Below are 26,840 nucleotides of genomic sequence, written 5' to 3' on the forward strand. Positions count from 1 at the left end.
GCGTCAATCCCGGCCGGGCAGCGTCACGCCGCCTCGACCGATTGCACGTCCGGCAGGAAATGGCGCAGCAGGTTCTGGATGCCGTGCTTCAGCGTCGCGGTGGAGCTCGGGCAGCCTGAGCACGAGCCCTTCATCGTCAGATAGACGACACCGTCGCGGAATCCGCGGAAGGTGATGTCGCCGCCATCGCCCGCCACCGCCGGCCGCACGCGCGTCTCCAGCAGCTCCTTGATCGTCGCCACCGTCTCTGCGTCTTCCGGGGCGAAGAATTCCTCGCCCCCCTCCTCCGGTGCCGCGCCCTCGGCGAGGATCGGCGCGCCGGCGAGATAATGCTCCATGATCGCGCCGAGGATCGCTGGCTTGAGATGCTGCCATTCACCGCCCGATTTCGTCACCGTCACGAAATCGGCCCCGAACAGCACGCCGCTCACCCCCGGAATAGAGAACAGGGCGCGGGCGAGCGGCGAGGCGTCGGCCTCGGCCTCGGTGCGGAACTCGCGCGTGCCCTCCCCGAGCACCTCGCGTCCGGGCAGGAATTTCAGCGTCGCGGGATTGGGTGTCGCTTCGGTCTGGATGAACATTTCGGCCTCTTGCGCGGCTTCGCATGCAGGATCGCCGCATGGCCGCCATTTCTACATAGGCCCGCTTTGCGGCGGCGAAAAGATGGATGTCCTCAGGCCAGGGCCTCGAAATCCGCCTCCGCCAGCCCGCCGGGGACGATGGTCACCGGAACGGGGAAGCTCGCCGCCACCTTGCCGGCAATCAGCGAGACGAGCGGGCCGGGCCCCTCCTTGCCCGTGCCGGCTGCGAGCACGAGGATGGCGATGTCCTCGTCCGCCTCGATCAGCGCCATCACCTCCTCGGAGGCGGCGCCGGTGCGGATGACGCGCTCCGGCTCAAAGCCGGCCTCGCGGCGGACCAGCTCCGCCGCCCGGTCGAGCCGCTCCCCGGCCTCGACCTCGGCCTCGGCCTGCATGAGATCGCCGATCCCGAGCCAGGGCTGGCCATCCGGCGGCTCGATCACCGCGAGCATCACGATATTGGCGCCGGACCGGCGGGCGCGCCGGGCGGCGAACAGGGCCGCGCGCGCGCATTCCGGCGTGTCGTCGATAATGATCAGGATCTTCGGCCGGTGACCCGGCTCATAGGCGCGCCGCCTGAATGCCATGCAAGTCCCCGTCGCACCGCCCCGCCGCCGGCACAGTGCCAAAGCCGGGCGCCGGAGGCAAGGCGGCCGGCAGCAATACTCCGCTGCGTATCCTAGCTTCGAATGAAGCCGATGATCTCGCGCACCTCGGCCATGACCGGCCCGGCAATGGCGCGGGCGCGAGCTGCCCCCTCGGCCAGGACGGCATCGATGGCGGCGGGATCCGCGGTCAGCCGGCGCATCTCGGCGCCGATCGGCGCCAGGGACGCCACGGCCCTGTCCGCCAGCGCGCTCTTGAAGGCCGAGAACTGGCCGCCGCCGAATTGCCGCAGCACCGCCGCCGGATCGCTGCCTTCGAGCGCGGCGTAGATGGTGACGAGATTCTCGGCTTCCGGCCGGCCCTTGAGCCCCTCCGGCTCGGAGGGCAGCGGTTCGGGATCGGTCTTGGCCTTGCGGATCTTCTGGACGATCGCATCGGCATCGTCGGTGAGGTTGAGGCGGGAATAATCGGAAGGGTCCGATTTCGACATCTTCTTCGTGCCGTCGCGCAGCGACATCACCCGTGGCGCGGGACCGGCGATCAGCGGCTCGGCGAGCGGGAAATATTCACCCGAGGCGAGGCCGAGCGCCCGGATCCGGTCGCCGAAATCGTTGTTGAACTTCTGCGCGATGTCGCGCGTCAATTCGAGATGCTGCTTCTGGTCCTCGCCCACCGGCACATGCGTCGCGCGGTAGACGAGAATATCGGCCGCCATCAGCATCGGATAGGCGAACAGGCCGACGGAGGCGTTCTCGCGGTCCTTTCCTGCCTTTTCCTTGAACTGCGTCATGCGGTTCGCCCAGCCCATGCGGGCGACGCAATTGAACACCCAGGCCAGTTCCGCATGCTCCGCGACCTGGCTCTGGTTGAAGACGATGTGTTTCTTGGTGTCGATTCCGGCGGCGATATAAGCGGCAGCCACCTCGCGGGTCGCGCGCATCAGCCCTTCCGGCCCGCCCCAGACCTCCGGCGCCTGCGTGATCGCGTGCAGATCGACGATGCAATAGACGCAATCATGCCGATGCTGGAGCTCGGCGAAGCGCTTGATGGCGCCGAGATAATTGCCGAGATGGAGATTGCCTGTCGGCTGCACGCCGGAAAAGACGCGCGGGGCGAAGGGCTGAAGCGAGATCGGCTTGGCGCTCACGGCAAATCCTGTCCTGTTGCGGAGCGCGGCTTAGCAACCTCGCCGCCCGGCGGCAAGCGGCGTCACCCCGCGCGGCGCGGGCGCAGCATCGCCCTGTCGATGACGCCGAGCCCGCGCGCGAGCCCGAGATAGATCGCGACCCCGGCAAGGCAGAGCCCGGCAAGCGCTGCGCCCTTGACGGCGAAACTACGCGCAGGGTCGAGCAGCGGCGCGCACAACCCGGCCAGCCAGGCGGTGGCGATGCCCATCGCGATCGCGGCCGCAAACCCGCCGGCGAGGCGCCAATAGGTCGCGCGCCGGACGACGAATCGGCCGTTGACGGCCAGCATCAGCAGGATGGCGTTCGCCCAGGCGCCGATCGCGACGCCATAGGCCGGAGCGAGGCGGGGCGCAGAGTCGCGTAGCAGCCAGACCCCCGCGACATTGGCGGCGATCGCCGCCGCCACCGCCGCGAGCGGCAGCTGCATCCGCTCGCGCGCGAGGAAGGTCGGCAGGATGATCTTGACGAGCACGAATCCCGGCAGCGCGATCGCCAGCACGCGCAGGATGGCGGCCGTTGCTTCGGCGTCGGCGCTGGTGAAGGCCGCGCGCTGGAACAGCGTCGTCACGATCGGGTCGGCCAGGACATAGAGGCCGATGCCCGCGGGCAGGATCAGCAGCAGGCCGAAGATCAGCGAATCGCTCTGCGCATCCGCGATCGCCGCCGCGTCGCCCTGCTGAAGGGCGCGCGCGACGCGCGGCAGCAGCACCACGCCGACCGCCGAGGCGACGAAGCCGAGCGGAAGCTGGAACAGCCGGTCGGCGAAATAGAGCCAGGAGATCGCGCGCGGCTCGAAGGAGGCGAACTGGCTCGCGACGATCATGTGGACATGACCGGAACCCGCGATCACCATGCCGGGAAGGGCCATCAGCAGCAGGGTGCGCGCCGCGGGGTCGATCCGCCCCCTGAGCGCATCCCAGGGCCGCAGCCGCATGTCGAAGCCGGCGCGCGCCGCCGCCCACCAGAGCAGGACGAACTGCACGAAGCCGGCCGCCAGCACGGTCGAGACCAGAACAAGCCCCGCCTGCCGCTGGCTCGCCGGCACGATCACCAGCAGCCCCAGCAGCACGCCGATCAGCAGCAGGTTGAGCACCACCGGCACCAGCGCGGCAATCGCGTAGCGCTCCACCGCATTGAGCAGCGCCGACATCAGCGCGACGATCAGGATGAAGCCGACGAAGGGGAAGGCGATGCGGCCGAACAGCACCGCATCGGCGAATTTCGCGCCATCGCCGCGGAAGCCATGCGCGAGCACCGCCATGATCTGCGGCATCGCGAATTCCGCCACGATGACGAGCACCACTACCACCACGCTGAGCAGCGAGAGCACGTCATCGGAAAAGCCGCGCGCCGCCTGCTGGCCGCCCTCCTGCTCAAGCCGCGCGAGGCGGGGCACGATGGCGGCGTTGAGCGCGCCCTCGCTCATCATGCGCCGGATGAGGTTGGGGATCAGGAAGGCGGCGACATAGACATCGGCGATGGCGCTCGTGCCCAGGGTCGCGGCGATGAGGATATCGCGCAGGAAGCCGGTCACCCGCGAGGCCAGCGTCGCCGAACCGACAATGGTGAAGGGCAGCGCGAGCGACATCGGACCGGACCTTGCGGAGCACTCCGGCTCCCGTCAAGGGGCTTGCGCGGGCACCGGCCTAAAGGATGAAGCGCGAGAGATCGGCGTTGCGGGCGAGTTCGCCCACCTCGCGCTCGACCCAGGCCGCATCGATGACGATCGTCTCGCCCGCGCGGTCGGTTGCGGTGAAGCTCACCTCGTCGAGAACGCGCTCCAGCACCGTCTGGAGCCGGCGGGCGCCGATATTCTCGACATTGGTGTTGACCTCGACGGCCGCGCGCGCGATCGCGGCGATCGCATCCTCGGCGAAGGTCAGGGTCACGCCTTCCGTGCCCATCAGCGCGACATATTGCTTGATCAGCGACGCCTCGGTGTCGGTGAGGATGCGGCGGAAATCCTCCTCGCCGAGCGGCTTCAGTTCGACCCGGATCGGCAATCGGCCCTGCAATTCGGGCAGAAGATCCGACGGCTTGGCGACATGGAAGGCGCCGGAGGCGATGAAGAGGATATGGTCGGTCTTCACCGGGCCGTGCTTGGTCGCCACCGTGGTGCCCTCGATCAGCGGCAGCAGGTCGCGCTGCACGCCCTCGCGGGAAACGTCGCCGCCAGCCCGGCCCTCGCGCACCGAGATCTTGTCGATCTCGTCGAGGAAGACGATGCCGTTCTCCTCAACCGACCGGATGGCATCCGCGACGATGCGCTCCTGATCGATCAGCTTGTCGCTTTCCTCGGCGAGAAGCGGCTCATAGGCCTCCTGCACGGTCAGCCGACGCGGCCGGCCGCGCTGCCCGAGCGCCTTTCCGAGCATGTCCCCGAGCGAGATCGCGCCGATCTGCCCGCCGGGCATGCCGGGAATCTCGAACATCGGCATGCCGCCGGCCTGGCCCTGCAATTCGACCTCGATCTCCTTGTCGGCGAGTTCGCCGGCATGCAGCTTCTTGCGGAAGGCCTCGCGGGTGCCGGGCGAGGCCGTGGGGCCGACGAGCGCATCGAGCACGCGGTTCTCAGCGGCAAGATGCGCCTTGGCCCGCACCTCCCTGCGTCGCGCCTCGCGCTGCAGGCCGATCCCCACCTCGACGAGATCGCGCACGATCTGCTCCACGTCGCGGCCGACATAGCCGACCTCGGTGAACTTGGTGGCCTCGACCTTGAGAAACGGCGCGCCGGCGAGCCGCGCCAGGCGCCGCGCGATCTCGGTCTTGCCGCAGCCGGTAGGCCCGATCATCAGGATGTTCTTGGGCAGCACTTCCTCGCGCATCGGCCCCTCGAGCTGCTGGCGGCGCCAGCGGTTCCTGAGCGCGATGGCGACGGCGCGCTTCGCCTCCTTCTGGCCGACGATGAAGCGGTCGAGTTCCGAGACGATCTCGCGGGGGGAAAAGGCGGTCATGGATTTGCAATGCTCGCGGCGACGGGGAGGCGGGCGCGCAGCGCGGGCGGCGCGAGGCCGAGGGCGGCACGGCGCAGCGGCTGCCAGCCGGAGCTCAGCCCGAGGATGAAGGCGCCCAGAACCAGCAGCGAGGCGGGAACCGTCGCGTTGGTCAGCGCGGTTTCTCTGAACAGGGTGCCGAAGGCGATGCCGGCATAGGCGAGGGCGGAGACGAGGATCGCGCGGCGATCGATCAGCAGCGCCAGGAGCGCCAGCACCAGGAAAAGCAGGATCAGCCCCAGCGCCTTGGCCATCGTGACCTCCGAGACGCCCCCGAACACCACCGAGATGAAGGAATGCACCAGCATCGGCGCCGCGAGCAGATGCAGCCAGAAGGCGATGTCCGTTCTGCGCGTCTCGCGGCGCAGATCCGCCTGATCGAAGCGCATCGCGAGCCAGAAGACGCCGCAGCCGAACAGCAGGATGACCCAGCCGCCGGAGCGGAGCATGAAAGCGGGCGCCAGCGCCGACAGGAAGGCGAAGGCCGACAGCGCGAGCGCCGCGATGCCGGCGGCGATGGTGATCGGCACGCGGAAGCGCCAGTAATGCAGCCCGACCAGCGGGCAGGTGAGCAGGGCGGCGAGCGCGACGATTCCCGGCCGGTCGATGTCGATCCCGAGATCGGAGCGCACCACCCCTCCGGCCAGGGCCGGGCCCCACAGTTCCGAGAGGCCGGCATTGAGCATGCCGAAGCTGAAGGCCGAGAACAGGACCAGCAGCACGATGCTCGGCAGCGCCATCCGGCGCCGCCGGGTGAACAGCTCCGCGAGCCCCCAGCTCAACGCCACGAGCCCGGTCCAGAGCGCCATCACCCCGGCATGCTCGGCGAGAAAATAACCCGAGGCGCCGAGGAACAGGCCGATGCCGATGACGACGAAGATATCGCCGAAGCCGGAAATGAAGCGCAGCTTCTCGTGATCCGGCACCGGCTCGAATTCGCGGGCCATCTGCTCACGCGCAAGCGCGCGCAATCCCTCGGCCTGCTCATGGCTCAGAATGCCACGCGCGACGGCAAGACGGAGACTGTCCTCGGAAATCATGCCTCGATGCTCTCGATCACCAGGTTTGCATTCGTGTAGACGCAGATCTCGCCGGCGATCCGCATGGCCTTGCGCACGATCGCCTCGGCATCCGCCTCGGTGTCGATCAGCGCGCGCGCGGCGGCAAGCGCATACATGCCCCCCGAGCCGATGCCCATCACGCCGCCCTCGGGCTCGAGCACGTCGCCGGTACCGGACAGGACGAGGCCGGTCTTGCCATCCGCGACCAGCATCATCGCCTCGAGGCGGCGCAGATAACGGTCGGTGCGCCAATCCTTGGCGAGTTCCACGCAGGCGCGGGTCAATTGTCCGGGAAATTGTTCGAGCTTGCCTTCGAGGCGCTCGAACAGGGTGAAGGCATCCGCCGTGGCGCCGGCGAAACCGGCGATGACATCGCCCTTACCGAGCCGGCGAACCTTCTTCGCGTTGCCCTTGATGATCGTGGCGCCGAGGCTGACCTGACCGTCGCCGCCGATGACGACGCGGCCCGCCTTGCGGACCATAAGGATGGTGGTGGCGTGCCAGCTCGGCGGCGCGTGCGGTTCGGACAAGGGCTGCTCCGGATCTGGCGGTCGCTCCGGCTATGTAGGGGCTCGGCGCCGGGTTTGCAAAGCGGGCGACACGACGATCCTCGATTGCCGCTGCCCCGCTTTTTCGCTAAAGCGCGGGGCCTGCGGCGATCCCGCCGCGCGAGAGGGGACCTGCCATGCGCCGCGCCGAGGTGAAGCGGGAGACCGGCGAAACGAAGATCCAGCTTGCGCTCGATCTCGACGGAACCGGCCGCGCCGATATCGAGACCGGCGTGGGCTTTCTCGATCACATGCTGCACCTGCTCGCCCGGCACGCGCTGATCGATCTCCTTATCCGCGCCGAGGGCGATACCCATGTCGACGACCACCACACGACCGAGGATGTCGGCATCGCGCTGGGCCAGGCCGTCCGGCAGTCGCTCGGCGACAAGGCCGGCATCACCCGCTACGCGGATTGCCTGATGCCGATGGACGAGGCGCTCGCCCGCGTCGCGCTCGACATTTCCGGCCGGCCCCTCCTCGTCTTCCGCGCCGATTTCCCCTCGGAGAAGATCGGCACCTTCGATTCGGAACTGGTGCGCGAGTTCTTCCAGGCCTTCGCCTCCAATGCCGGCGTGACGCTGCATGCCGAGTGTCTCTACGGCGCAAACAGCCACCACATCGCCGAGAGCCTGTTCAAGGGCCTCGCCCGCGTGTTGCGGCTCGCGACGGAGCGCGATCCCCGCGCCGCAGACCGCGTGCCCTCGACCAAGGGGACCCTGTCGGTCTGATGGCACGCTACACGGTTCATCTTCCGGCGATGGCCACGCGCGAGGCGGCGCTCGAACGCGCCGTCTTCGTGCGCGACGGCTGGAGCTGGGGCGCGTTTCTGCTCGGACCGTTCTGGCTCTTCCGGCATCGCCACTGGGGCGGGGGCATGCTGGCGCTAATCGCGACGCTGGCGCTGCTCGCCGGAATTGCGCTGCTCCCGATCCCTGCCGGGGCGCGTCTGCTGGCCGTCCTCGCATTGCAGGTTCTGTTCGCGCTCGAAGGTTCGAGCCTGCGTCGGGCCGCGCTCCGTGCCGCCGGCTTCGAGGAAGCGGGTCTTGTGGCCGGGCAGAGCCGGGACGAGATCGAATACCGGTTCTTCGCCGGGGCGCTTCCGGGTGGCGATGCGGATGCCGGCCCCCTTCCGCCCCCTGCGGTGCCGGTGCCGGGGGCGATGCCCTCGCCGGTGCTCGGGCTCTTCCCCGAAGCAAGGAAGCATCCGTGAGGATCGCGCTGATCGATTACGGGGCCGGCAATCTCCATTCCGCCGGCAAGGCGCTGATGCGGGCGCTGGACGAGATCGGCGTCACCGGTCATGTCGTGCTCGGCGCCGATCCGGACGAGGTGGCGCGCGCCGACCGGATCGTGCTGCCCGGCGATGGCGCCTTCCGGGATTGCCGCGACCATCTTGCCGCCATCGACGGCCTTGAGGAAGCGCTTCACGCGCAGGTGCGCGTCAGGGGTCGGCCCTTTCTCGGCATCTGCGTCGGCATGCAGCTTCTCGCCGATCTCGGCGAGGAGCGGGGCGAGACCGCGGGGCTCGGCTGGATTCCGGGCCGGGTGGTGGCGCTGGATCCGCAATCGCCCGGTCTGGTCTCGCGGCACCTCAAAGTACCGCATATGGGGTGGAACACGCTCGAAGCGCGCCGCGCCCACCCGGTTCTCGACGGGCTGACGCTCGGCCCCGCGGGGCTTCACGCCTATTTCCTGCATTCCTTCCACCTGCTGCCCGCGCATGCGACCGATCTCCTCGCGACCGCGGATTACGGCGGCCCGGTTTCCGCGATCGTGGGGCGGGACACGATCGTCGGCACGCAGTTCCACCCCGAGAAAAGCCAGAGGCTAGGGCTGAAACTGCTTGCCAATTTCCTGAAATGGGCGCCCTGAAAACCATGGCGATGATCCTCTATCCCGCGATCGACCTGAAGGGCGGCCAATGCGTGCGCCTGAAGCAGGGCGACATGGCGCAGGCGACAGTGTTCGCCGACGATCCGGCCGCGCAGGCGACCGCCTTCGAGCGGCAGGGTTTCGAGGCGCTGCATGTCGTCGATCTCGACGGCGCCTTTGCCGGCCGGCCGGTGAACGCGGCGGCGGTCGAGGCCATTCTCGGCGCGGTGCGCTTCCCCGTGCAGCTCGGCGGCGGCATCCGGCGCATGGCGCAGGTGGAAGGCTGGTTGGCGCGCGGCGTCGCGCGCGTCATCATCGGCACCGCGGCCCTGCGCGACCCGGATTTCGTGCGCGCCGCGGCGCGGGCATTTCCGGGGCAGATCGCGGTCGGGATCGACGCGCGCGACGGCAAGGTCGCCGTGGAGGGCTGGGCCGAAACCTCCGATCTCGACGCCGCCGAACTCGGCAGGCGCTTCGAGGATGCCGGGGTGGCGGCGATCATCTATACCAATATCGCGCGCGACGGCATGCTCTCGGGCCTCGATTTCGCCGGCACGATCGCGCTCGGCCATGCCCTCACGATCCCGGTCATCGCCTCGGGCGGGCTCGCCTCGATGGCGGATGTCGCGCGCCTCGCCGCCCCCGATTGCGCGCATCTCGCCGGCGCCATCACCGGCCGCGCGCTCTATGACGGCAGGCTCGATGCGGGAGAAGCGCTGGCGATGCTCAAGGGCCGGAGGGCGGCGTGAGTCTCAAGACCCGCATCATCCCCTGCCTCGATGTCAAGGACGGCCGCGTCGTCAAGGGCGTGAACTTCGTCGATCTCGCGGATGTCGGCGATCCGGTCGAGAGCGCAAGGGCCTATGACGCGGCGGGGGCGGACGAACTCTGCTTCCTCGACATCACCGCCAGCCACGAGAATCGCGGCACCATTCTCGATGTCGTCCGCCGCACCGCCGAGAACTGCTTCATGCCGGTGACGGTGGGCGGCGGGGTGCGCAGTGTCGAGGACGTGCGGGCGCTGATGCTCGCGGGCGCCGACAAGGTCTCGATCAACACCGCCGCCGTGAGGGATCGCGCCATTGTCGGCCGCGCGGCGGAAAAATTCGGCGCGCAGGCGATCGTGGTCGCGATCGACGCCAAGCGGGTCAATGCGCCCGGCGCGGCGGATCGCTGGGAGATCTTCACCCATGGCGGCCGCAACCCGACCGGAATCGAGGTGATCGAATACGCGCGCGCGGTCGCCGATCTCGGGGCGGGGGAAATCCTGCTCACCTCGATGGATCGCGACGGCACCAAGGCCGGGTTCGACCTCGCGCTTACCCGCGCGGTGGCGGATGCGGTGACGATCCCGGTCGTGGCCTCCGGCGGGGTCGGCACGCTCGATCATCTTGTCGAGGGTGTTCTCGACGGCCATGCGAGCGCGGTGCTCGCCGCCTCGATCTTCCATTACGGCACGTATTCGATCCGCGAGGCGAAGGCGCATATGGCGCGCGCGGGGATCGCGATGAGGATGGATTGAGCATGCCCCCTTTCACCCTCGCTGACCTCGAATCCCGCATCGCCGCACGCGCCCAGGCGGACCCTGCCGAATCCTATACCGCGAAGCTCGTCGCGCGCGGGGCCGCGCAGGCCGGCAAGAAGCTCGGCGAGGAGGCGGTGGAGGCGGTGATCGCCGCCCTGCAGGGCGACCGCACGGAATTGACCAAGGAAGCCGCGGACGTGCTCTACCACCTCCTGGTGGTGCTTCACATCGGCGGCGTCGCCGTGCAGGATGTGCTGGCCGAACTCGAAAACCGGACCTTGCAATCCGGGATCGAGGAGAAGGCCCGGCGCAGGCCGGATTGAAGCGCCGCCGGCGCCGGCGTTGAGGGAGGTTCCGGCATGGACGCGCAGGTTTCGAAGCTCGCGCCGGACGTCGATCTCTCGCCGTTCCGCGTCTTCTCGCGCGATGAATGGGCGGATCTGCGCGCCGATACGCCGTTGACGCTGACGCTCGACGAGATCAAGGGCCTGCAATCGCTCAACGACAGGCTCGGGATCGAGGATATCGTCGCGATCTATCTGCCGCTCTCCCGCCTCCTTTCGCTCTATGTCGCGGCGACGCAGGGGCTGTTCAAGGCCACCCAGCGCTTCCTCTCGGCGGGCGATGGCAAGACACCCTATATCATCGGCCTCGCCGGCTCGGTTGCGGTGGGGAAATCCACCACCGCGCGCGTGCTGGAGAAGCTCCTCGCGCGCTGGCCCAACACGCCGAAGGTGAGCCTCATCACCACCGACGGTTTCCTGCTTCCCAATGCGGAACTGCGCCGGCTCGGGCTGATGGAGCGCAAGGGATTTCCCGAAAGCTACGACACGCCGGCGCTGCTCAAATTCCTGGCCCGCATAAAGGCCGGCGAGAGCAATGTCTCGGCACCGCTCTATTCCCACCTCGTCTACGATGTCATTCCCGGCGAGGAGGTGGTGATCGACCGGCCGGACATCCTGATCGTCGAGGGGCTCAACGTGCTTCAACCGCCGAAACTGCCGCTCGACGCCAAACCCATCCCCTTCGTCTCGGATTTCTTCGATTTCTCGATCTATCTCGATGCCGACGAGCCGCATCTGCGGCGCTGGTATGTCGATCGCTTCATGACCCTGCGCAAGACCGCCTTCCGCAAGCCGGAGAGTTTCTTCCGCCGCTATGCCGAGATCAGCGAGGAGGAGGCGCGCGGCGTCGCCTTCGGCCTCTGGGACCGGATCAACCTGCCCAATCTGCGCGAGAACATCTTCCCCACCCGCCCGCGCGCCGATCTCATCCTGCGCAAGGGCGAGAGCCACCGCATCGAAGAGGTGGCGCTCAGGAAGCTGTGAGCGGCCGGTTCAGAGCAGCCCCGCCTCCGCCGCCAGATCCTTCAGTGCGCGGTCCGGCCGGGCGCCGATCTTCTGGATGACATGGGCCGCTGCGAGCGCGCCGAGCTGCGCCGCTTTCCGGTAGCCCAGGCCCTGGGTATAACCGAACAGGAAACCGGCGGCGAAGGCATCGCCGGCGCCCGTTGCATCGACGAGGCGCTCGATCGGCGCGGCGGGGATCTCGATTGTCAGCCGGTCCTCGATGACGACCGCGCCCTTCTCGGAGCGGGTGACGACGGCGCGCTTCGCCTCGCCGCGCAGCGCCATCAGCGCGCTGTCGAAATCGCCGGTCTCGTAGAGCGATTTCAGCTCGTGCTCGTTGGCGAAGACGATGTCGACCATGCGCTCCCGGAGCATCTCGCGGAACTCGCCGCGATAGCGGTCGACGCAGAACGAATCGGAGAAGGTCAGCGCCACCTCGCGGCGCGCCTCATGCGCGATCCGCGCCGCCTTGCGGAACGCGTCCTTGGCGTGCGGCGGATCCCAGAGATAGCCCTCGAGATAGGTCACCTTGGCCTTGGCAACGGTGGCCGGGTCGATATCGGCTTCCGTCAGGTTGAGGCAGGCGCCCAGATAGGTGTTCATCGTCCGCTCGCCGTCCGGCGTCACCAGGATGAAGGAGCGCGCGGTGGCCGGACCTTCGATGGCGGCGCTGGTGCCGAAGGCGACACCGGTGCGGATGATGTCGTGGGCAAAGATGTCGCCGACCGGATCGGCCTTGACCTTGCCGATGAACGCCGCCTTGCCGCCGAAGGACGCGATCCCCGCTGCGGTGTTCGCGGCGGAGCCGCCGGAAATGATCGTCGCCGGCCCCATGGCCGCGTAGATCGCCTCGGCGCGCGCCTCGTCGATGAGCGTCATCGAGCCCTTGGCGACTTTCTGAGCGACGAGGAAATCCTCCTCCGCGCGGGCGATCACATCGACGATCGCGTTGCCGAGGGCGAGGACATCAAATTCGCTGATCATGGGGCACTCTGTTGCAGGCGGAACGCGACCCCATGGCCGAGATGTCCGGAGGCGTCAAGCGCCGGGCCGCCTGCGGCGCAGCCGGACATAGAGCGCCCCCTCGCCGCCATGCGCCCGGCCGGCGCTCTCGAACCCCATGACCAGCCGGCGCAGGTCGGGATCGGCGAGCCAAAGCGGCACCAGCCGGCGCAGGATTCCCCGGCCCTCACCGATCCCCGCCGCATCCCCGCCCTTGCCGGTGATGACAAGCACGATCCGCGCCCCGCCCGCATGCGCGTCGTGGAGGAATGCCCGCAACGCCTGATACGCCTCGGCCTGGCGCAGGCCGTGCAGATCGAGGCGGGCATCGATCGGCTCGCTGCCGCGCATCAGCGCCCGTGCGAAACGCTGCTCGATGCCGACGAGCGGCGGCATTGGGCGCGGCGCCGGCCCCCGCGGCGGCGGTGCCGTTGCGCCGGGCGCGGGTGCCGGCGGGGCCGTCTCGGCCGGGGGCGGCGGGTGTTCCGCGATCTCCGGCAGGCTGCGCCCCGGCAGCGGCCGCGCGCTGCGCGCGACCTCGGCCCAGAGCACCCGTTCGGCCGGGGTGATCTCGCGGCGGCGGCGGCGGGCGGGCGGCTTGCCGCTCACGGCGCGGGCTCCTGCGGTACGAGCACCACGAACCGCATCGCATCGCGCACGAGACCGGCGCGCGTGCCGGCAGCGGCGCCGGTGCCCATGAAATAATCGCCGCGGGCCGGGCCGATGATCGCCGATCCGGTATCCTGCGCCACCATCAGCCGCGCGATGCGCCCCCGCCCGCCCTCCGGACGCAGCGGGTTTGCGTCGATGAAGACCGGCAGACCATAGGGCCAGATCGTGCGGTCGATGGCCAGGGAGCGGCCGGCGCGCAGCGCGACGCCGGCGCCGCCGACCGGCCCGATTCCGGCCGGAATGTCATCCTCGCGCGCGAAGAACACATAGGAGCGGTTCTCCTCCATCAGGGCGCGACCCCGCGCCGGATTGGCGCGCAACCAGGCCATCAGGCGTTCGAGCGACATGTCCGCGAGGGCAATCTCGCCGCGCTCGACCAGTTTCCGGCCGATGGAGGAATAAGGATGGCCATTGCGCCCGGAATAGACGAGGCGCGCGGTGCCGCCATCCGCCAGAGCCAGGCGCGCTGAACCCTGGACCTGGATGATGAACAATTCCGCCTCGTTGCGCAGCCAGGCGATCTCGAGCCCCTGGCCGTCGAGCGCGCCGGCCCAGATCGCGGCGCGATCGGGATAGGGCTCGAGCCCGGCGGGACCGCGCCGGGCGGCCTGGAGCGCGGGATCGAGCCCGGCGACGCGCTCGCCCTGCGCCAGGGTGACGAGATCAGACGGCCGGGCGAGAACCGGAACCGGAAAATCCGCGCTGCGAACACGCGAGGCCGGAACTTCCGGCTCGAAATAGGCGGTCAGGAACCCCGGCTCGCCGTGATTTTGGATCTCATGCGGGATGAAATACGTCTCGAAGAAATGCCGGGCCGCCAGCGGCGCCGGCCTGCCGGCGCCCGCGAGTGCCTGCGCTGCCCGGCACGCGGCGATCAGCGCCGGCGGCGGGGGCAGGGCCGCCCGCAGGACCGCGCTTCCGTCGAGGGCCGGCGCGCAGGTTTCGAGGAAGGCATCGAAGGCTTCGGCGTGGTCGTCGGCCGCCCAGCCGGAAATCGCCTCGAAGGCGAGCGGAGTGGCGCTTGCACCGGGGGGAAGCCGCGCAAGGGTCGCGCTCACTGCCAATTCCGGGAACATGAGGGCTGCAGGAATCGCTAGGGTGACAGCCAGGGCCGCGAAGCGGAAGCGCACGGCGCCACTACCGCCCCGCCCCCGCGTCACTGCGCCGATTCGGTCGCGATCAGGCGCCAGTTCGGGTCGCGCGCCGTGACCTCGCGGGCGAAGGTCCAGATGTCGATGACGTCGATCACTTTTTCGGGGCTGCCGTCGATCACCGCGCCAGTCTTGTCGCGCGTGGCAGTGATCAGCTTCGACTGGAACCGCACCGTTACTTCAGCCGAGCGCGCGCGCAGCATCGCATCGGCGATATCGGCCTTATCGATCGAGACGAATTGCGTCTCGACCCGTTCGCCGCGGGTCTCGCGATCCCGGATCGCCGCTTCGAACCCTTCGTAAACCTCGCGGGAGAGCAGATCCTTGAGGGTTCGACGATCGCCGCCGGCAAAGGCGGTGACGATCATCTCGTAGGCTGCCCGCGCGCCGGCGACGAATTCCGCAGGATCAAAAGCCGGGTCGGCGCGCATGATCTCTAGAAGGCCGTTATAGCCGGGCGCATCCCTGGCGATCACGCCTTCCAGCCGCGCCTCGGGTTCGACAGGGGCGGCCTCCCGGCGGGTGCCAGGCATCGGCACGATATTGCTCGCCGCACCCGACGGATCGGCCCGGTCGCCCTCCCCCGGCGCGGGCGGACGGCGGTCGAAGATCTCGCCCGGCGGGCGCTCCGTGCCGGTGCGCTGCCCGAGCACGGAGCGCAGCTTGAGGATCACGAAAACCGCAAGGCCGAGGAAGACCAGCGTGAGGATATCGAAATTCTGCATCTCTTAAGACCCGGCGCGGGGACCTGCGCTGGCACCGCGGACAATCGCGGAGAACCGATCCCGCCGAACCATATAGGGCCTGTTCGACGGCTTCGCTATCCTTTAGTGGGTTATGCGGCCTGTCAGCGCGGCAGAAACGCCGCTGCCGTCTTGAGACGGCGGCGGCATCGGTGTAAGCGGAGCCCCGCATCCGGCGACAGCCATGCGATTGAACCAGCGTGCCGGACCCGGCATGCCTCACGACGGGAACGGAACATGGCCGAAGCCAATGGCGGGGATCTGCCGCACCTCGATGCGCTCGCGCAATACGTGAAGGATCTCTCCTTCGAAAACCCGAACGCGCCGCGCTCGCTCGGCCCGCAGGAAACCGCGCCGAACATTGCCATTCAGGTGAATGTCAACGCCAAGCCGCTGCAGGACGGCAATTTCGAGGTCGAACTCATGTTCGAGGGCACGGCCGGCGAGGGCGAGAACATCCTGTTCCGTTTTGACCTGAACTATGCCGGCGTGTTCCATCTCTCGAACATTCCGCAACAGCACGTGCACCAGGTTCTGATGATCGAATGCCCGCGCATGATGTTTCCCTTTGCCCGCGCGGTGCTGGCGAACGCCGTCCGCGATGGTGGCTTCCCGCCCTTCCTGCTCCAGCCGATCGATTTCGCGGCGCTTTACCAGGCCCGTGTCAATGAGCTTGCCCAGCAGGGCGCGCCGGCGAATAGCTGAGGCTCACTCCTCCGTCGCCTGGATATAGGCATTCCACAGCGCCTTCTCGCCGATCTCGGCGATGAAGGCGCGATGCCGTGCCCGCTCGTCCGCTGTCGCCAGGGCGATGCGCGGAAGCCGCTGCACGCCGGCCTTGCGGCTCTCGGATTTTGTTTCAACGCCGGAACCCGCGGAGAATTCGCCGAGCCCGAGGCTCGATTGCTTGCCGCCTGTCAGTTCCGCGTAGATATCGGCCAGGATTTCGGCATCGAGCAGGGCGCCATGCTTGGTGCGGTGCGCGTTCGACACGCCATAGCGTGCGCAGAGCGCATCGAGCGAGTTCTGCTGACCGGGATGACGGCGGCGGGCGATCGTCAGCGTGTCGACGATCCGCTCCGGTGCGAGCGGCGCACGCCCGGCCCGCTTCAGTTCGGCATTGAGGAAAGCGGTGTCGAACGCCGCGTTGTGGATGACGAGCGGGTCCTCGCCGATGAAGCCGAGGAATTCATCCACCACCGCCGCGAAAAGCGGTTTGTCTGCGAGGAATGCATCGGAGAGCCCGTGGACCGCGAAGGCTTCCGCCGGCATCGCCCGCTCCGGGTTGAGGTAGCGGTGGAAAACCCTGCCGGTGACGAAGCGGTTGACGATCTCCACGCAACCGATCTCAACCAGCCGGTCGCCGCGCTGGGGGTCGAGGCCCGTGGTTTCGGTGTCGAGCACGATCTCCCGCATCGGCTGCCATTCTCCTCATTTCACTATGCCGGCGAGCGCCCGGATCAGTGCCCGTACCTCACGCTGCGCCGCTTCGAGCCCGTGGCCGGTATCGATTCTGGCATGGGCGCGCCGGCATTTCTCGGCCTGCGGAATCTGACGCGCGAGAATGGCGTGGAAAAGCGCCTCCGTCATTCCGGGTCGCGCCATCACGCGGCGGTGCTGCTCGGCATCGGCAACGAATGTTGTCAGCACCAGATCGCAGCGGTTCTCGGCACCGGTCTCGAACAGCAGCGGAATGTCGAGCACAATCATCCGATGTCCGCGCGCCGCAGCGGTCAGGATCGCGTTCTGCTCCTCCTCGCGCACCAGGGGATGCACGATGGCTTCGAGGCGGCGAAACCGCTCCGCATCCCCCGCGACCGCGGCCGCAAGCGCCTTGCGGTCGATCCTGCCGCCCGGCGCCACTCCGGGAAAGGCTTCCACGATCGGTCCGACGGCAGCACCGGAATACAGCCGGTGCACGGTGGCGTCGGCATCGTGGACGGGAATGCCGCTGGCGCGAAACATCGCCGCCGTGGTGGATTTGCCTGTTCCGATCGAACCTGTCAGGCCGAGCTTCAGCATGGCAAACCCGGCTCAGGACGCGATAAGACCGAGATCGCGCAAGGCATGAAGCAGCGGCAGCAGCGGCAGGCCGAGGATCGTTGCATGAGACCCCTCGATCTCGGCGAAGAGATGAATGCCCAGGCCCTCCAGCATGTAGCCGCCGACGGTCTGGGTGACGCGCATGCCCATTGCTTCCAGATAGGCATCGAGAAACGCTTCGGTGAGCGGGCGCATCGTCAGCCGGGCGGAATCGAGTCCGGCCCAGAGGACGACATCGTCGCGGCGCAGCACGGCGGCAGCATGAAGATGGTGGCTCTCTCCGGCAAGCCGCCGGAGCTGGCGGCGCGCATGGTCGATATCGGCGGGTTTCATGAGCAGGGTGCCCGCGTGGTCAAGCGTCTGGTCCGCCGCCAGCACAATACGCCCGGGATGCCGCCGGCTGGCGGCCTCGGCCTTGGCATGGGCCAGGGCGACGGCGATCGCATCCGGTGCTTCGCGCGCTTCGAGCAGGGTGGCGGCGATCGATGCCTCATCCACGGGAGCGCCGCCAATCTCGAAGGGCAGCGCCGCCGCCTCCAGGAGGGACCGTCGTGCCGCGCTGCGCGACGCGAGCAGCAAGGGCTCGCTTTCGAGCCAGAAATTCGCTCCCGTCATTGCGCGATGAGCCCGAGACGGTGGGTGCGATAAAGATCGATGATCGCCGCCGCCGTTTCCTCGATCGACCGACGCGTGACATCGATCACGGGCCAGTTATGGCGGTCAAAGAGCCGCCGGGCGAAGCCGATCTCCTCGGTAACAGCCTGACGGTCGATATAGGAAGCATCCTTGCCATCTGCATTCAGCGCAAGCATGCGGTTCTGGCGAATCTGGACGATGCGTTCCGGCGAAGCGATCAGCCCCACAACCAGCGGCTTGATCAGGGTTTCGAGTTGCGCCGGCAACGGCACGTTCGGAACCAGGGGGACATTGGCGGTCTTGATGCCACGATTGGCGAGATAGATGCTTGTCGGTGTTTTCGATGTGCGGCTGACGCCGACCAGCACGACATCGGCCTGGTCGAGATTCTCGGTCAGCTGGCCGTCATCATGCATCATCGTGAAATTGAGCGCGTCGATGCGCCGGAAATATTCCGCGTTCAGCATGTGCTGCGCGCCGACGCGGGGGGTTGTAGCGACACCGAGATAGGACTGGAACAGATTATGGACCGGCTCCAGAACCGACAGGCTCGGCGAGCCATGCTCCTCGCAGCCGCGCCGCAACCGCTCGGCCAGGTTCTGGTCCACCATCGTGTAGAGCACGATCCCCGGCTCGTTCTCGATTTCGGAAATCACACGATCAAGCTGCCTCTCGTTGCGCACCAGCGGATAGACATGTTCGATGGGTGATATGCCGGCATAAAGCGCGGTCGCCGCGCGCGCGACCGTGATCAACGTCTCGCCCGTCGAATCCGAGACGAGGTGAAGGTGGAAGAAGTTGCGGCCCATCGCGGTTTGCCTGCGCCTGTCCGTATTTCCGGCACATTCAACCGACTCATGCACAGGGCTGTTGTCAAGCGTGGGCAATCGGCTTTCGAGCCCGGTCGGAGGCTCATGCCCGTGCCAGGCCTGTGGGTGACCCGACTATTTCCCAACATAGAAATGAGCGGGAAGGGATGATTGTGAATGTGGAGAAATGTGGGAAGAAATGCCGCAGCCGATCACATCCACTTAAAACCCTTTTTATATCAAACTCTTGTAAGAGTATACAGCAGAGCCATGGCTGCTTTTGGATCCGGCAGCTCCGATGGCGCTTGTGGGTGGCAGCGGATTTCCGCATTGGAGTGGTCTAAAGAAAAACAATAAGAAAGAAATCTCTTTTCTCTTTTTCGGGAGTCTGTGGTGAGCGTGAAGCCCTTCCTCGACCTGTTTCGAGGCTCGCGACCGGCAAGGCCACCGATATGGCTGATGCGGCAGGCGGGGCGCTATCTTCCGGAATATCGCGAAACGCGGAAGCGTGCGCCGAGCTTCCTCGATTTCTGCTATACGCCGGAACTTGCGATCGAGGCCACACTCCAGCCGATCCGGCGGTTCGGGTTCGACGCGGCGATCATCTTCTCGGATATCCTGGTCATTCCAGATGCACTTGGCCAGCCGGTGCGGTTCGTCGAGGGCGAGGGCCCGCGCCTTGACCCGATCGAGGAGCCCTCGCATCTGTCCCGGCTTGCATCGGATCTCGATGTCGAGCGGCTGGAGCCGGTTTATGCGGCACTCCGAGGGACCCGTGCAGCGCTGCCTGACGACACGGCGCTGATCGGGTTCTGCGGCGCGCCATGGACCCTCGCCACCTATATGATTGCCGGGCGCGGCACGCCGGATCAGGCCCCGGCGAGGATCTTCGCCTATCGGCATCCCGTCGCGTTCGCCGGGCTGATCGAGCGGCTTGTTGAAGCCTGTACCGAGCATCTCATGCGACAGATTGAAGCCGGCGCGGAAGCGGTGCAGGTCTTCGATTCCTGGGCAGGCATTCTCCCCGAGGATGAGTTCCGGGCATGGTGTGTCGAGCCGGTAGCGCGGATTGTCTGGGCGCTTCGGCAGAAGCATCCGCAAGTGCCGATCATCGGCTTCCCGCGTGCCATTGCAGGCGGATATCGCGCTTTCGCGGAGGCGACACAGGTCGATGCGCTGGGGCTTGATACGGCGGCGCGTCTTGGCAATGCCGTGGAAGAGCTAGACGACAGGGTCGTCACGCAAGGCAATCTCGACCCGCTGGTTTTGCTGGCAGGCGGTTCGGCGCTCGATCACGCACTCGATGCCCTGCTCGCTGTGACCGAGGATGCGCGTCACATTGTCAATCTCGGCCATGGCATCCTGCCGCCGACACCGATCGCGCATGTCGAGCGGCTGATCGAGAGGGTGCGCGGCTGATGCTCGACCTCTGGCTCAAGGCATTGCATGTCGCTGCCGTGATATCCTGGATGGCTGGCCTTTTTTATCTGCCAAGACTGTTCGTCTATCATGCCGGAACGGTGCCGGGCTCGGAAGCGAGCGAAACCTTCAAGGTGATGGAACGCCGACTTTATCGGTTCATCATGCGCCCGGCGATGCTGGTGACGTGGCTGGTGGGGTTGTGGCTCGCCTGGTCGAGCTTCGGCTTCCAAGGCGGCTGGCTGCATGCGAAGATCGCGCTGGTAACCATGATGAGTGGACATCATGCCCTGCAGGGGCGCTGGCTGCGCGAACTCGCCGAGGATCGCCGGAGCCGGTCGGCCCGCTTTTTCCGGATCCAGAACGAGGTGCCGACGCTGCTGATGCTCGCGATCCTGGTTCTGGTGATCGTCAAGCCGTTCTGACGCGCCGCAAGGTGGGCTTGAGCTTGCGCACAAAACAGGCTAACAGCCGACGATCAGCGTTCCTCCCCTGATCTGCGGAGTAGCCTGTACGCGGGCCGGCCGAGATGATGATCTCTCATCGGTGATCGGGGCCGGCGCATCCTTAAAGTCCCCCTCAGTTTGCAGGATCGCGGTCTCGTGGTCCGCATGTCAGCCAAGGTCAATTACCGATGCGGGAGATCAAACTCCACGATCTTAAGCGCAAGTCGCCGACGGAGCTCCTCAGCTTTGCCGAGGAGCTCGAAGTGGAGGGGGCCAGCACCATGCGCAAGCAGGAGCTGATGTTTGCGATCCTCAAGCAGCTTGCGGCCAGCGACACCGAGATTATCGGCGAGGGGGTGATCGAGGTTCTGCAGGACGGGTTCGGATTCCTTCGTTCTCCCGACGCGAATTACCTCGCCGGGCCGGATGATATTTATGTCTCGCCAGCGCAGATCCGGCGTTTTTCCTTGCGCACCGGCGATACGGTCGAGGGTCAGATCCGGTCCCCGCGCGAGGGCGAACGCTATTTCGCGCTGCTGAAGGTCAACACGATCAATTTCGAGGATCCGGACAAGGCCCGACACAAGGTTCATTTCGACAATCTGACACCGCTTTACCCTGACCAGCGGTTGAAGCTCGAGAATCCCGATCCGACGAAGAAGGACATGTCAGCGCGGGTGATCGATATCGTGGCGCCGATCGGCAAGGGTCAGCGCGCGCTGATCGTGGCGCCGCCGCGCACAGGCAAGACGGTGCTGCTGCAGAACATCGCCCAATCGATCACGGCGAATCACCCCGAATGCTATCTCATCGTGCTGCTGATCGACGAGCGGCCGGAAGAAGTGACGGATATGCAGCGCTCGGTGCGCGGCGAGGTCGTCTCCTCGACCTTCGACGAACCGGCAACACGGCATGTCCAGGTGGCCGAGATGGTCATCGAGAAGGCCAAGCGCCTCGTCGAGCACGGTCGCGATGTCGTCATCCTGCTCGATTCGATCACGCGCCTCGGCCGCGCCTACAACACCGTGGTGCCCTCCTCCGGCAAGGTGCTGACCGGCGGCGTCGATGCCAATGCGCTCCAGCGGCCGAAGCGCTTCTTCGGCGCGGCCCGCAACATCGAGGAAGGGGGGTCGCTGACGATCATCGCGACTGCGCTGATCGATACCGGCTCGCGCATGGACGAGGTGATTTTCGAGGAGTTCAAGGGCACTGGCAATTCCGAGATCGTCCTTGATCGCAAGGTTGCCGACAAGCGGGTCTTTCCGGCGCTCGACATTCTCAAATCCGGCACCCGCAAGGAAGAGCTCATCACGGCGCGCGACCAGCTCCAGAAGACCTATGTGCTGCGCCGCATCCTCAACCCGATGGGCCCGCAGGACGCGATCGAGTTCCTGCTCGGCAAGCTGCGCGAGACCAAAGTCAACGATGAGTTCTTCGAGCGGATGAACACCTGACACCCGGTCGGCCAGCGGAGGGTTCCGGGAGGCATCATGCCACGCGACACGATCTTCGCCCTGAGTTCCGGATCGGGGCCCGCAGGGGTGGCCATCATCCGTCTTTCCGGACCCGCCGCATTCGATTCGGCGACGAAACTGTGCGGCGGGCTCCCGAGGCCGCGGCAAATGGGGCTGCGACGGCTCCGCGACCCGGCTGACGCTTCTCTGATCGACGAGGCGCTGGTGGCGGTTTTTCCCGGGCCGGGAAGCTTCACCGGCGAGGATGTGGTAGAGCTGCATGTTCACGGCTCGGTTGCGGTCATCCGCCATATCGCTGCCGTGCTCGGCGAGATGCCGGGGCTGCGAGGCGCGGATCCGGGTGAGTTTACCTATCGCGCCTTCGAGGCCGGAAAGCTCGATCTGGTCGAGGTCGAGGCCCTTGGCGATCTTCTGGCGGCTGAGACGCGGGTCCAGGCGCGTCTTGCCCAGATCCACCAGCAGCATCTCCATCGCGCGGCCGAGGATTGGCGGCGACAGATGCTCGAACTTTTGGCGCTGACCGAAGCCGGGATCGATTTCTCAGACGAAGCGGATGTCGTCACGCAGCTCGATTCGCAAGTGGAACGAGATATTGCCGCACTGATGGCGCAGATGCGGGCGGCTGCGGCTACCTTCAGCCATGCCGAGCGGATGCGGCGTGGATTCCGCGTTGCGGTCATGGGACCGCCGAATGCCGGAAAGTCCACGCTCGTCAACACATTGGCGGCGCGGGACATCGCGATCACCTCGCCGATTCCAGGGACGACGCGCGACAGTATCGAGGTTCATCTCGATCTGGGCGGGCTCCCGGTGACGCTGATCGATACGGCGGGGTTGCGCGAAACCCTTGATTCAATTGAGCAGATGGGCATTGCCCGTGCCGAGGTGGCGGCGGCCTCGGCGGATCTTGTGCTCTGGCTTTCACCAGACGACATGCCGGCAGGGGATTATTCTGCACCGGTTATTTCGATTCGGAGTCGTTCTGACGAAATGTCGCATCAGTCCAGGGTCGAGCATGCCGGTCTCGCGATTTCCTGCCATACCGGCGCCGGACTTCAGGATCTGATCGGGCTGATTCGCAAACGTGCCGAATCTGCGTTGATGAACTGCCAATCGGATATGATTGTTGCCCACGAAAGGCAGCGACGGGCGGTGCTGGATGCGGCCGATGCGCTGGATGCCGCGTTGAGTTGCCCGGAGGCGATGCCGGAGTTGCGCGCGGAGGAAATCCGCCGGGCTGTCCGAGCGGTAGAAAGGCTGGTGGGACGGATTGATTGCGAGGAAATTCTCGATGCGATCTTTTCGCGTTTCTGTATCGGCAAGTAGCGCGGTGTTTCACGTGAAACAGGGATGGAACGCGTATGATGGACGAGAGCTTTGATGTCGTCGTTGTCGGCGGCGGCCATGCCGGAACCGAGGCTGCAGCGGCTGCCACACGGCTCGGCGCGCGGGTCGCGCTGATTACACATCGGCTCGACACAATTGGCGTCATGTCCTGCAATCCTGCGATCGGGGGGTTGGGCAAAGGACACCTGGTTCGGGAGATCGATGCGCTTGACGGCATCATGGGACGCGCCATCGACCGATCCGGAATTCATTTCAAGGTGCTCAACCGCAGCAAGGGACCCGCTGTTCGCGGCCCGCGTGCGCAGGCCGACAGGGCTCTGTATCGCAAGGCAATCCGGCAGCTTCTTGAACAGCAGGATCGGCTGGTTCTCATCGAAGGGGAGGTCGCGGATGTCTCCGTTGACAGGGCGCGCGCATCGGGGGTGGTCCTATCGGATGGCCGTCGATTCGCCTGCGGAGCGATCGTTCTGACGACGGGAACCTTTCTTCGGGGGATGATCCATGTCGGTCAGCGGCGAGAGCCGGGTGGGCGGATTGGCGATGCGCCGGCGCTGGCGCTCGCGGATCGATTGCAAAGTCTGAATTTGCGGCTTGGGCGCCTGAAAACCGGAACTCCGCCGCGTCTAGATGGGCGCAGCATCGATTGGGCCGGTATCGAGATGCAACCAGGCGATTCGCCTCCGGAACCATTTTCGACATTGACGGAGGCCATCACGCTGCCGCAAATCGCCTGCGGCATCACGCGGACGACGGTGATGACACACGCTATTGTCGAAGCCGGCCTGCCGCATTCAGCGATGTATTCGGGCAGTATCCAGGGGCGGGGGCCGCGCTATTGTCCATCCATCGAGGACAAGATCGTGCGTTTCGGCGATCGTGATAGCCATCAGATCTTCCTGGAGCCGGAAGGGCTCGAAGACGACACGGTCTATCCAAACGGACTTTCGACTTCGCTTCCGGAGAATATCCAGGCACGCATGATTGCCTCTATTCCTGGCCTTGAGAAGGCGCGGATCCTCCGTCACGGCTATGCCATCGAGTATGATTTCGTGGACCCTCGCGAGCTGGAGCCCAGCCTTGAGCTTCGCAATTTGCCGGGACTCTTTCTGGCTGGGCAGATCAATGGCACGACAGGGTATGAAGAGGCGGCCGCCCAGGGCCTCGTGGCGGGAATCAATGCGGCGCGACGCGCGGGGGGCTCCGATGGTGCGGTTTTTCCCCGAACCGAGAGCTATATCGGCGTGATGATCGATGATCTGACTCGCCGAGGGGTAAGCGAGCCCTATCGAATGTTCACCTCTCGGGCTGAATTTCGTCTGACCCTTCGCGCCGACAATGCGGATTTCCGGTTGACGGATAGAGGGATCGCCTTGGGTTGTGTTGGCGCGACTCGAAGCAGGCATTTTCAGGACAAGAAAAGGATTCTAAATCGATTCGCTGCCGTTCTGCGCGACATCGCTGCAACGCCTCAGGACGTTGCGGCAATCGGCAAGAGCGTCAATGCCGACGGCATGCGCCGTGATGGCTTCCGGCTCATGGCAAGCGGCGAGATCCGCTTGCGGGAGCTTGTTCCCTTAGCCCCCGCATTGGCCGACTGCCCGGATTGGGCTGCCGAGAGCCTTGAAACCGAGGCGCGTTATTCGGTCTATCTCGCGCGCCAGCGTGAAGATATCGCTCGCCTCGAGCGGGATCGCGGATTGCTTCTGCCTGACGAACTTGATTATCGAGAGATGGGGGGCCTATCGGCAGAGTTGCGTGGAAAGCTTCATGCGATACGCCCTCGATCCATTGCTGAAGCGGCCGATATCGAGGGCATGACACCGTCGGCTTTGGTTTTTCTGGCGGCATTGGCACGTCGGCTCTCCTCGGGATCGCGTGGAGAAGACAGCCATGCCGCATGAGACGGATGCAATGTTTCGGCTTCCGCTTGGTGTTTCACGTGAAACACGGGCCCGTCTCGAGGGCTTTGTGACCCTGCTGCGGCAATGGCAATCGCGGATCAATCTTGTTGCGCCGGAAGCGCTGCCCGAGCTTTGGTCGCGCCATGTTGCCGATTCCCTCCAGCTTCACATGCTCAAGCCTGCGGCGCGGACTTGGCTTGATCTGGGCTCGGGTGGCGGCTTTCCGGGACTTGTCCTCGCCTGTGTTTTGGCTGATCTTCCTGACGGCGAGATCCATCTCGTGGAGAGCAACCGCAAGAAGGCAGCGTTCCTCCAGTATGTCGTTTCGCATCTCGCCTTGCCGGCTCGCATCCATGCCCGACGGGTCGAGGATGTCGTAACGCGTCTCCCGATCCCGGAGATCGTGACCGCGCGCGCCCTGGCTCCGCTTGATGTTTTGCTCGACTACACAATTCCGCTGTTGAAAAGCGGTGCCGTCGGCCTGTTTCCCAAGGGTCGCGAGCATGCTCGGGAATTGACCGAGGCCATGGATCGCTGGCATTTGTCGTATCGGTTGCACGAAAGCGCAACCGATCCGGCAGCGCGGCTCGTCGAGATCATCTCGGCAGAGCGCCGCGACGTTGCCAAGCCCCAGTTTTCCGCCGCGCAGACCGCGGCAGCAGGAGAAACGAGCGATGAAGCCGCGAGTTTTGACGGTGGCAAACCAGAAGGGCGGTGTCGGTAAGACGACGACCGCCATCAATCTCGGCACTGCACTCGCCGCGATCGGCGAACGCGTGTTGCTGATCGATCTCGATCCGCAAGGCAATGCCTCGACCGGTCTCGGGATCGAGACGCGATCGCGGCGCCTCTCGGCTTACGATGTCCTGCTCGGCGATACGTCGATCACGGAGGCCGCGATCGAAACGGATGTGCCGCGGGTCTCGATTGTTCCGGCGACGATGGATCTGCTCGGCGCGGAAATCACGCTGGCCGCGCGCAAGGACCGCACGCATCGGCTCAAACAGGCGATCGATGCGCTGGGCTCGAGCTACAGCTATGTGCTGATTGATTGCCCGCCGTCGCTCAACCTGCTGACCGTGAATGCAATGGCGGCGGCCGACGGCATCCTCGTGCCGCTGCAATGCGAGTTCTTCGCGCTGGAAGGGCTCTCGCAGCTTCTCAAGACCGTCGAGCAGGTGCGCGCAACGATCAATCCCGATCTCGAGATCCATGGCGTGGTGCTGACAATGTTCGATCCGCGAAACAATCTCGCGGGTCAGGTCATTCGCGATGTCCGGCAATTTCTCGGGGCCAAGGTGTTCGAGACGGTTATCCCGCGCAATGTTCGCGTCTCTGAAGCGCCGTCCTATGGCAAGCCGGTCCTGCTTTACGATCTCAAATGCGCCGGCAGCCAGGCGTATCTGAAGCTGGCATCCGAGGTGATCCAGCGTGAGCGGCTGTTGCAGGCGGCCGAGTGATTCGGGAGCGA

General features: G+C 66.2%; 29 protein-coding genes and 1 pseudogene. 15 read left to right on the plus strand and 15 right to left on the minus strand.

Annotated elements, in window-relative coordinates; translation table 11 throughout:
- Window positions 1-23: 23 nt before the first annotated feature.
- From FWJ24_RS00495 to hslV, 7 genes are all read right to left on the minus strand, one after another.
- A complete protein-coding gene (locus tag FWJ24_RS00495) occupies window positions 24-581 on the minus strand; it encodes a NifU family protein (protein WP_150285828.1) in 558 nt (185 codons plus the stop codon).
- 92 nt (window positions 582-673) lie between these two features.
- Window positions 674-1,168, minus strand: a complete 495-nt coding sequence (locus tag FWJ24_RS00500; RefSeq protein ID WP_150285829.1) for a universal stress protein — start codon at window positions 1,166-1,168, stop codon at window positions 674-676.
- Window positions 1,169-1,260: 92 nt separating this feature from the next.
- A complete protein-coding gene (trpS, locus tag FWJ24_RS00505) occupies window positions 1,261-2,334 on the minus strand; it encodes a tryptophan--tRNA ligase (protein WP_246155449.1) in 1,074 nt (357 codons plus the stop codon).
- A gap of 62 nt (window positions 2,335-2,396) precedes the next feature.
- Window positions 2,397-3,962, minus strand: coding sequence for a murein biosynthesis integral membrane protein MurJ (gene murJ, locus FWJ24_RS00510; protein ID WP_150285830.1), 1,566 nt, complete (start codon window positions 3,960-3,962; stop codon window positions 2,397-2,399).
- A 58-nt stretch (window positions 3,963-4,020) separates the two neighbouring features.
- Entirely contained in the window at window positions 4,021-5,328 is a 1,308-nt protein-coding gene (gene hslU / locus FWJ24_RS00515) for an ATP-dependent protease ATPase subunit HslU (RefSeq protein WP_150285831.1), read from the minus strand.
- Window positions 5,325-6,407 carry a hypothetical protein gene (locus FWJ24_RS00520; RefSeq protein ID WP_150285832.1) on the minus strand — a complete coding sequence of 361 codons (1,083 nt, stop codon included), beginning with the start codon at window positions 6,405-6,407 and terminating at the stop codon, window positions 5,325-5,327. The genes hslU and FWJ24_RS00520 overlap by 4 nt, the downstream gene beginning before the upstream one ends.
- A complete protein-coding gene (gene hslV, locus FWJ24_RS00525; protein ID WP_150285833.1) occupies window positions 6,404-6,958 on the minus strand; it encodes an ATP-dependent protease subunit HslV in 555 nt (184 codons plus the stop codon). The genes FWJ24_RS00520 and hslV overlap by 4 nt, the downstream gene beginning before the upstream one ends.
- Window positions 6,959-7,113: 155 nt before the next feature.
- Between hslV and hisB the strand changes: the two genes are divergently transcribed.
- The 7 genes from hisB to coaA are packed head-to-tail and all read left to right on the plus strand — an operon-like array spanning window position 7,114 to window position 11,704.
- The gene (gene hisB / locus FWJ24_RS00530; protein WP_150285834.1) at window positions 7,114-7,707 is read left to right on the plus strand and encodes an imidazoleglycerol-phosphate dehydratase HisB; all 594 of its coding nucleotides are present in this window, start codon (window positions 7,114-7,116) and stop codon (window positions 7,705-7,707) included.
- Complete coding sequence (locus FWJ24_RS00535) at window positions 7,707-8,189, plus strand: DUF2628 domain-containing protein (RefSeq protein WP_150285835.1); 483 nt, start codon at window positions 7,707-7,709, stop codon at window positions 8,187-8,189. Before hisB ends, FWJ24_RS00535 begins: the two co-directional genes overlap by 1 nt.
- A complete protein-coding gene (gene hisH, locus FWJ24_RS00540; RefSeq protein ID WP_150285836.1) occupies window positions 8,186-8,851 on the plus strand; it encodes an imidazole glycerol phosphate synthase subunit HisH in 666 nt (221 codons plus the stop codon). The genes FWJ24_RS00535 and hisH overlap by 4 nt, the downstream gene beginning before the upstream one ends.
- A gap of 11 nt (window positions 8,852-8,862) precedes the next feature.
- Entirely contained in the window at window positions 8,863-9,600 is a 738-nt protein-coding gene (gene hisA, locus FWJ24_RS00545) for a 1-(5-phosphoribosyl)-5-[(5-phosphoribosylamino)methylideneamino]imidazole-4-carboxamide isomerase (RefSeq protein WP_150286601.1), read from the plus strand.
- On the plus strand, window positions 9,597-10,373 hold the full coding sequence (hisF, locus tag FWJ24_RS00550) for an imidazole glycerol phosphate synthase subunit HisF (RefSeq protein ID WP_150285837.1): 777 nt from the start codon (window positions 9,597-9,599) through the stop codon (window positions 10,371-10,373). The genes hisA and hisF overlap by 4 nt, the downstream gene beginning before the upstream one ends.
- A gap of 2 nt (window positions 10,374-10,375) precedes the next feature.
- Window positions 10,376-10,699 carry a phosphoribosyl-ATP diphosphatase gene (locus FWJ24_RS00555; RefSeq protein ID WP_150285838.1) on the plus strand — a complete coding sequence of 108 codons (324 nt, stop codon included), beginning with the start codon at window positions 10,376-10,378 and terminating at the stop codon, window positions 10,697-10,699.
- A gap of 36 nt (window positions 10,700-10,735) precedes the next feature.
- A complete protein-coding gene (gene coaA, locus FWJ24_RS00560; protein ID WP_150285839.1) occupies window positions 10,736-11,704 on the plus strand; it encodes a type I pantothenate kinase in 969 nt (322 codons plus the stop codon).
- A 9-nt stretch (window positions 11,705-11,713) separates the two neighbouring features.
- Here the strand turns inward: coaA and FWJ24_RS00565 are convergent, their stop codons facing one another.
- The 4 genes from FWJ24_RS00565 to FWJ24_RS00580 form a co-directional block, all read right to left on the minus strand.
- On the minus strand, window positions 11,714-12,709 hold the full coding sequence (locus FWJ24_RS00565) for an adenosine kinase (protein WP_150285840.1): 996 nt from the start codon (window positions 12,707-12,709) through the stop codon (window positions 11,714-11,716).
- Between the two features lie 54 nt (window positions 12,710-12,763).
- A complete protein-coding gene (locus tag FWJ24_RS00570; protein ID WP_150285841.1) occupies window positions 12,764-13,336 on the minus strand; it encodes a Smr/MutS family protein in 573 nt (190 codons plus the stop codon).
- Complete coding sequence (mltA, locus tag FWJ24_RS00575; protein WP_246155450.1) at window positions 13,333-14,457, minus strand: murein transglycosylase A; 1,125 nt, start codon at window positions 14,455-14,457, stop codon at window positions 13,333-13,335. Before mltA ends, FWJ24_RS00570 begins: the two co-directional genes overlap by 4 nt.
- Before the next feature lie 98 nt (window positions 14,458-14,555).
- The gene (locus FWJ24_RS00580) at window positions 14,556-15,275 is read right to left on the minus strand and encodes a Tim44/TimA family putative adaptor protein (protein ID WP_150285843.1); all 720 of its coding nucleotides are present in this window, start codon (window positions 15,273-15,275) and stop codon (window positions 14,556-14,558) included.
- A gap of 255 nt (window positions 15,276-15,530) precedes the next feature.
- Here FWJ24_RS00580 and secB point away from each other — a divergent pair, with 255 nt between their 5' ends.
- Window positions 15,531-15,998 carry a protein-export chaperone SecB gene (gene secB, locus FWJ24_RS00585; protein WP_150285844.1) on the plus strand — a complete coding sequence of 156 codons (468 nt, stop codon included), beginning with the start codon at window positions 15,531-15,533 and terminating at the stop codon, window positions 15,996-15,998.
- A gap of 3 nt (window positions 15,999-16,001) precedes the next feature.
- Here secB and dnaQ read toward each other — a convergent pair whose 3' ends face one another.
- Genes dnaQ through FWJ24_RS00605 form a run of 4 tightly spaced genes read right to left on the minus strand, consistent with a single transcriptional unit; the run spans window position 16,002 to window position 18,781 of the window.
- A complete protein-coding gene (gene dnaQ / locus FWJ24_RS00590) occupies window positions 16,002-16,709 on the minus strand; it encodes a DNA polymerase III subunit epsilon (protein WP_150285845.1) in 708 nt (235 codons plus the stop codon).
- Window positions 16,710-16,724: 15 nt separating this feature from the next.
- Window positions 16,725-17,315 (minus strand): dephospho-CoA kinase, encoded by a 591-nt coding sequence (gene coaE / locus FWJ24_RS00595; protein WP_150285846.1) that lies wholly within the window; start codon window positions 17,313-17,315, stop codon window positions 16,725-16,727.
- A 12-nt stretch (window positions 17,316-17,327) separates the two neighbouring features.
- The gene (locus FWJ24_RS00600) at window positions 17,328-17,951 is read right to left on the minus strand and encodes a Maf family protein (RefSeq protein WP_150285847.1); all 624 of its coding nucleotides are present in this window, start codon (window positions 17,949-17,951) and stop codon (window positions 17,328-17,330) included.
- Window positions 17,948-18,781 (minus strand): pyruvate, water dikinase regulatory protein, encoded by an 834-nt coding sequence (locus FWJ24_RS00605; RefSeq protein WP_150286602.1) that lies wholly within the window; start codon window positions 18,779-18,781, stop codon window positions 17,948-17,950. The genes FWJ24_RS00600 and FWJ24_RS00605 overlap by 4 nt, the downstream gene beginning before the upstream one ends.
- Window positions 18,782-19,171: 390 nt before the next feature.
- Between FWJ24_RS00605 and hemE the strand changes: the two genes are divergently transcribed.
- The 7 genes and pseudogenes from hemE to FWJ24_RS00640 all read left to right on the plus strand — a co-directional run bounded on the left by hemE (window position 19,172) and on the right by FWJ24_RS00640 (window position 26,829).
- Window positions 19,172-20,200 (plus strand): uroporphyrinogen decarboxylase, encoded by a 1,029-nt coding sequence (gene hemE / locus FWJ24_RS00610; protein WP_150285848.1) that lies wholly within the window; start codon window positions 19,172-19,174, stop codon window positions 20,198-20,200.
- Between the two features lie 8 nt (window positions 20,201-20,208).
- A pseudogene (hemJ, locus tag FWJ24_RS00615) lies at window positions 20,209-20,625 on the plus strand (protoporphyrinogen oxidase HemJ); the annotation flags it as partial.
- 209 nt (window positions 20,626-20,834) lie between these two features.
- Window positions 20,835-22,100, plus strand: coding sequence for a transcription termination factor Rho (rho, locus tag FWJ24_RS00620; RefSeq protein WP_150285850.1), 1,266 nt, complete (start codon window positions 20,835-20,837; stop codon window positions 22,098-22,100).
- A 36-nt stretch (window positions 22,101-22,136) separates the two neighbouring features.
- Window positions 22,137-23,447 carry a tRNA uridine-5-carboxymethylaminomethyl(34) synthesis GTPase MnmE gene (gene mnmE, locus FWJ24_RS00625; protein ID WP_150285851.1) on the plus strand — a complete coding sequence of 437 codons (1,311 nt, stop codon included), beginning with the start codon at window positions 22,137-22,139 and terminating at the stop codon, window positions 23,445-23,447.
- Between the two features lie 35 nt (window positions 23,448-23,482).
- The gene (mnmG, locus tag FWJ24_RS00630) at window positions 23,483-25,369 is read left to right on the plus strand and encodes a tRNA uridine-5-carboxymethylaminomethyl(34) synthesis enzyme MnmG (RefSeq protein WP_425468882.1); all 1,887 of its coding nucleotides are present in this window, start codon (window positions 23,483-23,485) and stop codon (window positions 25,367-25,369) included.
- Window positions 25,359-26,093 carry a 16S rRNA (guanine(527)-N(7))-methyltransferase RsmG gene (rsmG, locus tag FWJ24_RS00635; protein ID WP_150285853.1) on the plus strand — a complete coding sequence of 245 codons (735 nt, stop codon included), beginning with the start codon at window positions 25,359-25,361 and terminating at the stop codon, window positions 26,091-26,093. The genes mnmG and rsmG overlap by 11 nt, the downstream gene beginning before the upstream one ends.
- A complete protein-coding gene (locus FWJ24_RS00640; RefSeq protein ID WP_150285854.1) occupies window positions 26,044-26,829 on the plus strand; it encodes a ParA family protein in 786 nt (261 codons plus the stop codon). The genes rsmG and FWJ24_RS00640 overlap by 50 nt, the downstream gene beginning before the upstream one ends.
- The last annotated feature ends 11 nt before the right edge of the window (window positions 26,830-26,840 follow it).

This window comes from Rhabdaerophilum calidifontis, assembly GCF_008641065.1.
Taxonomy (GTDB): Bacteria; Pseudomonadota; Alphaproteobacteria; order Rhizobiales; family Beijerinckiaceae; genus Rhabdaerophilum; species Rhabdaerophilum calidifontis.

What these genes read in the sequence shown, in the direction of transcription:
- FWJ24_RS00495 (WP_150285828.1), bottom strand. Translation starts at nt 581, where the DNA reads ATGTTCATCCAGACCGAAGCGACACCCAATCCCGCGACGCTGAAATTC.
- FWJ24_RS00500 (WP_150285829.1), bottom strand. Translation starts at nt 1,168, where the DNA reads ATGGCATTCAGGCGGCGCGCCTATGAGCCGGGTCACCGGCCGAAGATC.
- murJ (WP_150285830.1), bottom strand. Translation starts at nt 3,962, where the DNA reads ATGTCGCTCGCGCTGCCCTTCACCATTGTCGGTTCGGCGACGCTGGCC.
- hslU (WP_150285831.1), bottom strand. Translation starts at nt 5,328, where the DNA reads ATGACCGCCTTTTCCCCCCGCGAGATCGTCTCGGAACTCGACCGCTTC.
- FWJ24_RS00520 (WP_150285832.1), bottom strand. Translation starts at nt 6,407, where the DNA reads ATGATTTCCGAGGACAGTCTCCGTCTTGCCGTCGCGCGTGGCATTCTG.
- hisB (WP_150285834.1), top strand. Translation starts at nt 7,114, where the DNA reads ATGCGCCGCGCCGAGGTGAAGCGGGAGACCGGCGAAACGAAGATCCAG.
- FWJ24_RS00535 (WP_150285835.1), top strand. Translation starts at nt 7,707, where the DNA reads ATGGCACGCTACACGGTTCATCTTCCGGCGATGGCCACGCGCGAGGCG.
- hisA (WP_150286601.1), top strand. Translation starts at nt 8,863, where the DNA reads ATGATCCTCTATCCCGCGATCGACCTGAAGGGCGGCCAATGCGTGCGC.
- FWJ24_RS00555 (WP_150285838.1), top strand. Translation starts at nt 10,376, where the DNA reads ATGCCCCCTTTCACCCTCGCTGACCTCGAATCCCGCATCGCCGCACGC.
- coaA (WP_150285839.1), top strand. Translation starts at nt 10,736, where the DNA reads ATGGACGCGCAGGTTTCGAAGCTCGCGCCGGACGTCGATCTCTCGCCG.
- FWJ24_RS00565 (WP_150285840.1), bottom strand. Translation starts at nt 12,709, where the DNA reads ATGATCAGCGAATTTGATGTCCTCGCCCTCGGCAACGCGATCGTCGAT.
- FWJ24_RS00580 (WP_150285843.1), bottom strand. Translation starts at nt 15,275, where the DNA reads ATGCAGAATTTCGATATCCTCACGCTGGTCTTCCTCGGCCTTGCGGTT.
- secB (WP_150285844.1), top strand. Translation starts at nt 15,531, where the DNA reads ATGGCCGAAGCCAATGGCGGGGATCTGCCGCACCTCGATGCGCTCGCG.
- dnaQ (WP_150285845.1), bottom strand. Translation starts at nt 16,709, where the DNA reads ATGCGGGAGATCGTGCTCGACACCGAAACCACGGGCCTCGACCCCCAG.
- coaE (WP_150285846.1), bottom strand. Translation starts at nt 17,315, where the DNA reads ATGCTGAAGCTCGGCCTGACAGGTTCGATCGGAACAGGCAAATCCACC.
- FWJ24_RS00600 (WP_150285847.1), bottom strand. Translation starts at nt 17,951, where the DNA reads ATGACGGGAGCGAATTTCTGGCTCGAAAGCGAGCCCTTGCTGCTCGCG.
- FWJ24_RS00605 (WP_150286602.1), bottom strand. Translation starts at nt 18,781, where the DNA reads ATGGGCCGCAACTTCTTCCACCTTCACCTCGTCTCGGATTCGACGGGC.
- rho (WP_150285850.1), top strand. Translation starts at nt 20,835, where the DNA reads ATGCGGGAGATCAAACTCCACGATCTTAAGCGCAAGTCGCCGACGGAG.
- mnmE (WP_150285851.1), top strand. Translation starts at nt 22,137, where the DNA reads ATGCCACGCGACACGATCTTCGCCCTGAGTTCCGGATCGGGGCCCGCA.
- mnmG (WP_425468882.1), top strand. Translation starts at nt 23,483, where the DNA reads ATGATGGACGAGAGCTTTGATGTCGTCGTTGTCGGCGGCGGCCATGCC.
- rsmG (WP_150285853.1), top strand. Translation starts at nt 25,359, where the DNA reads ATGCCGCATGAGACGGATGCAATGTTTCGGCTTCCGCTTGGTGTTTCA.
- FWJ24_RS00640 (WP_150285854.1), top strand. Translation starts at nt 26,044, where the DNA reads ATGAAGCCGCGAGTTTTGACGGTGGCAAACCAGAAGGGCGGTGTCGGT.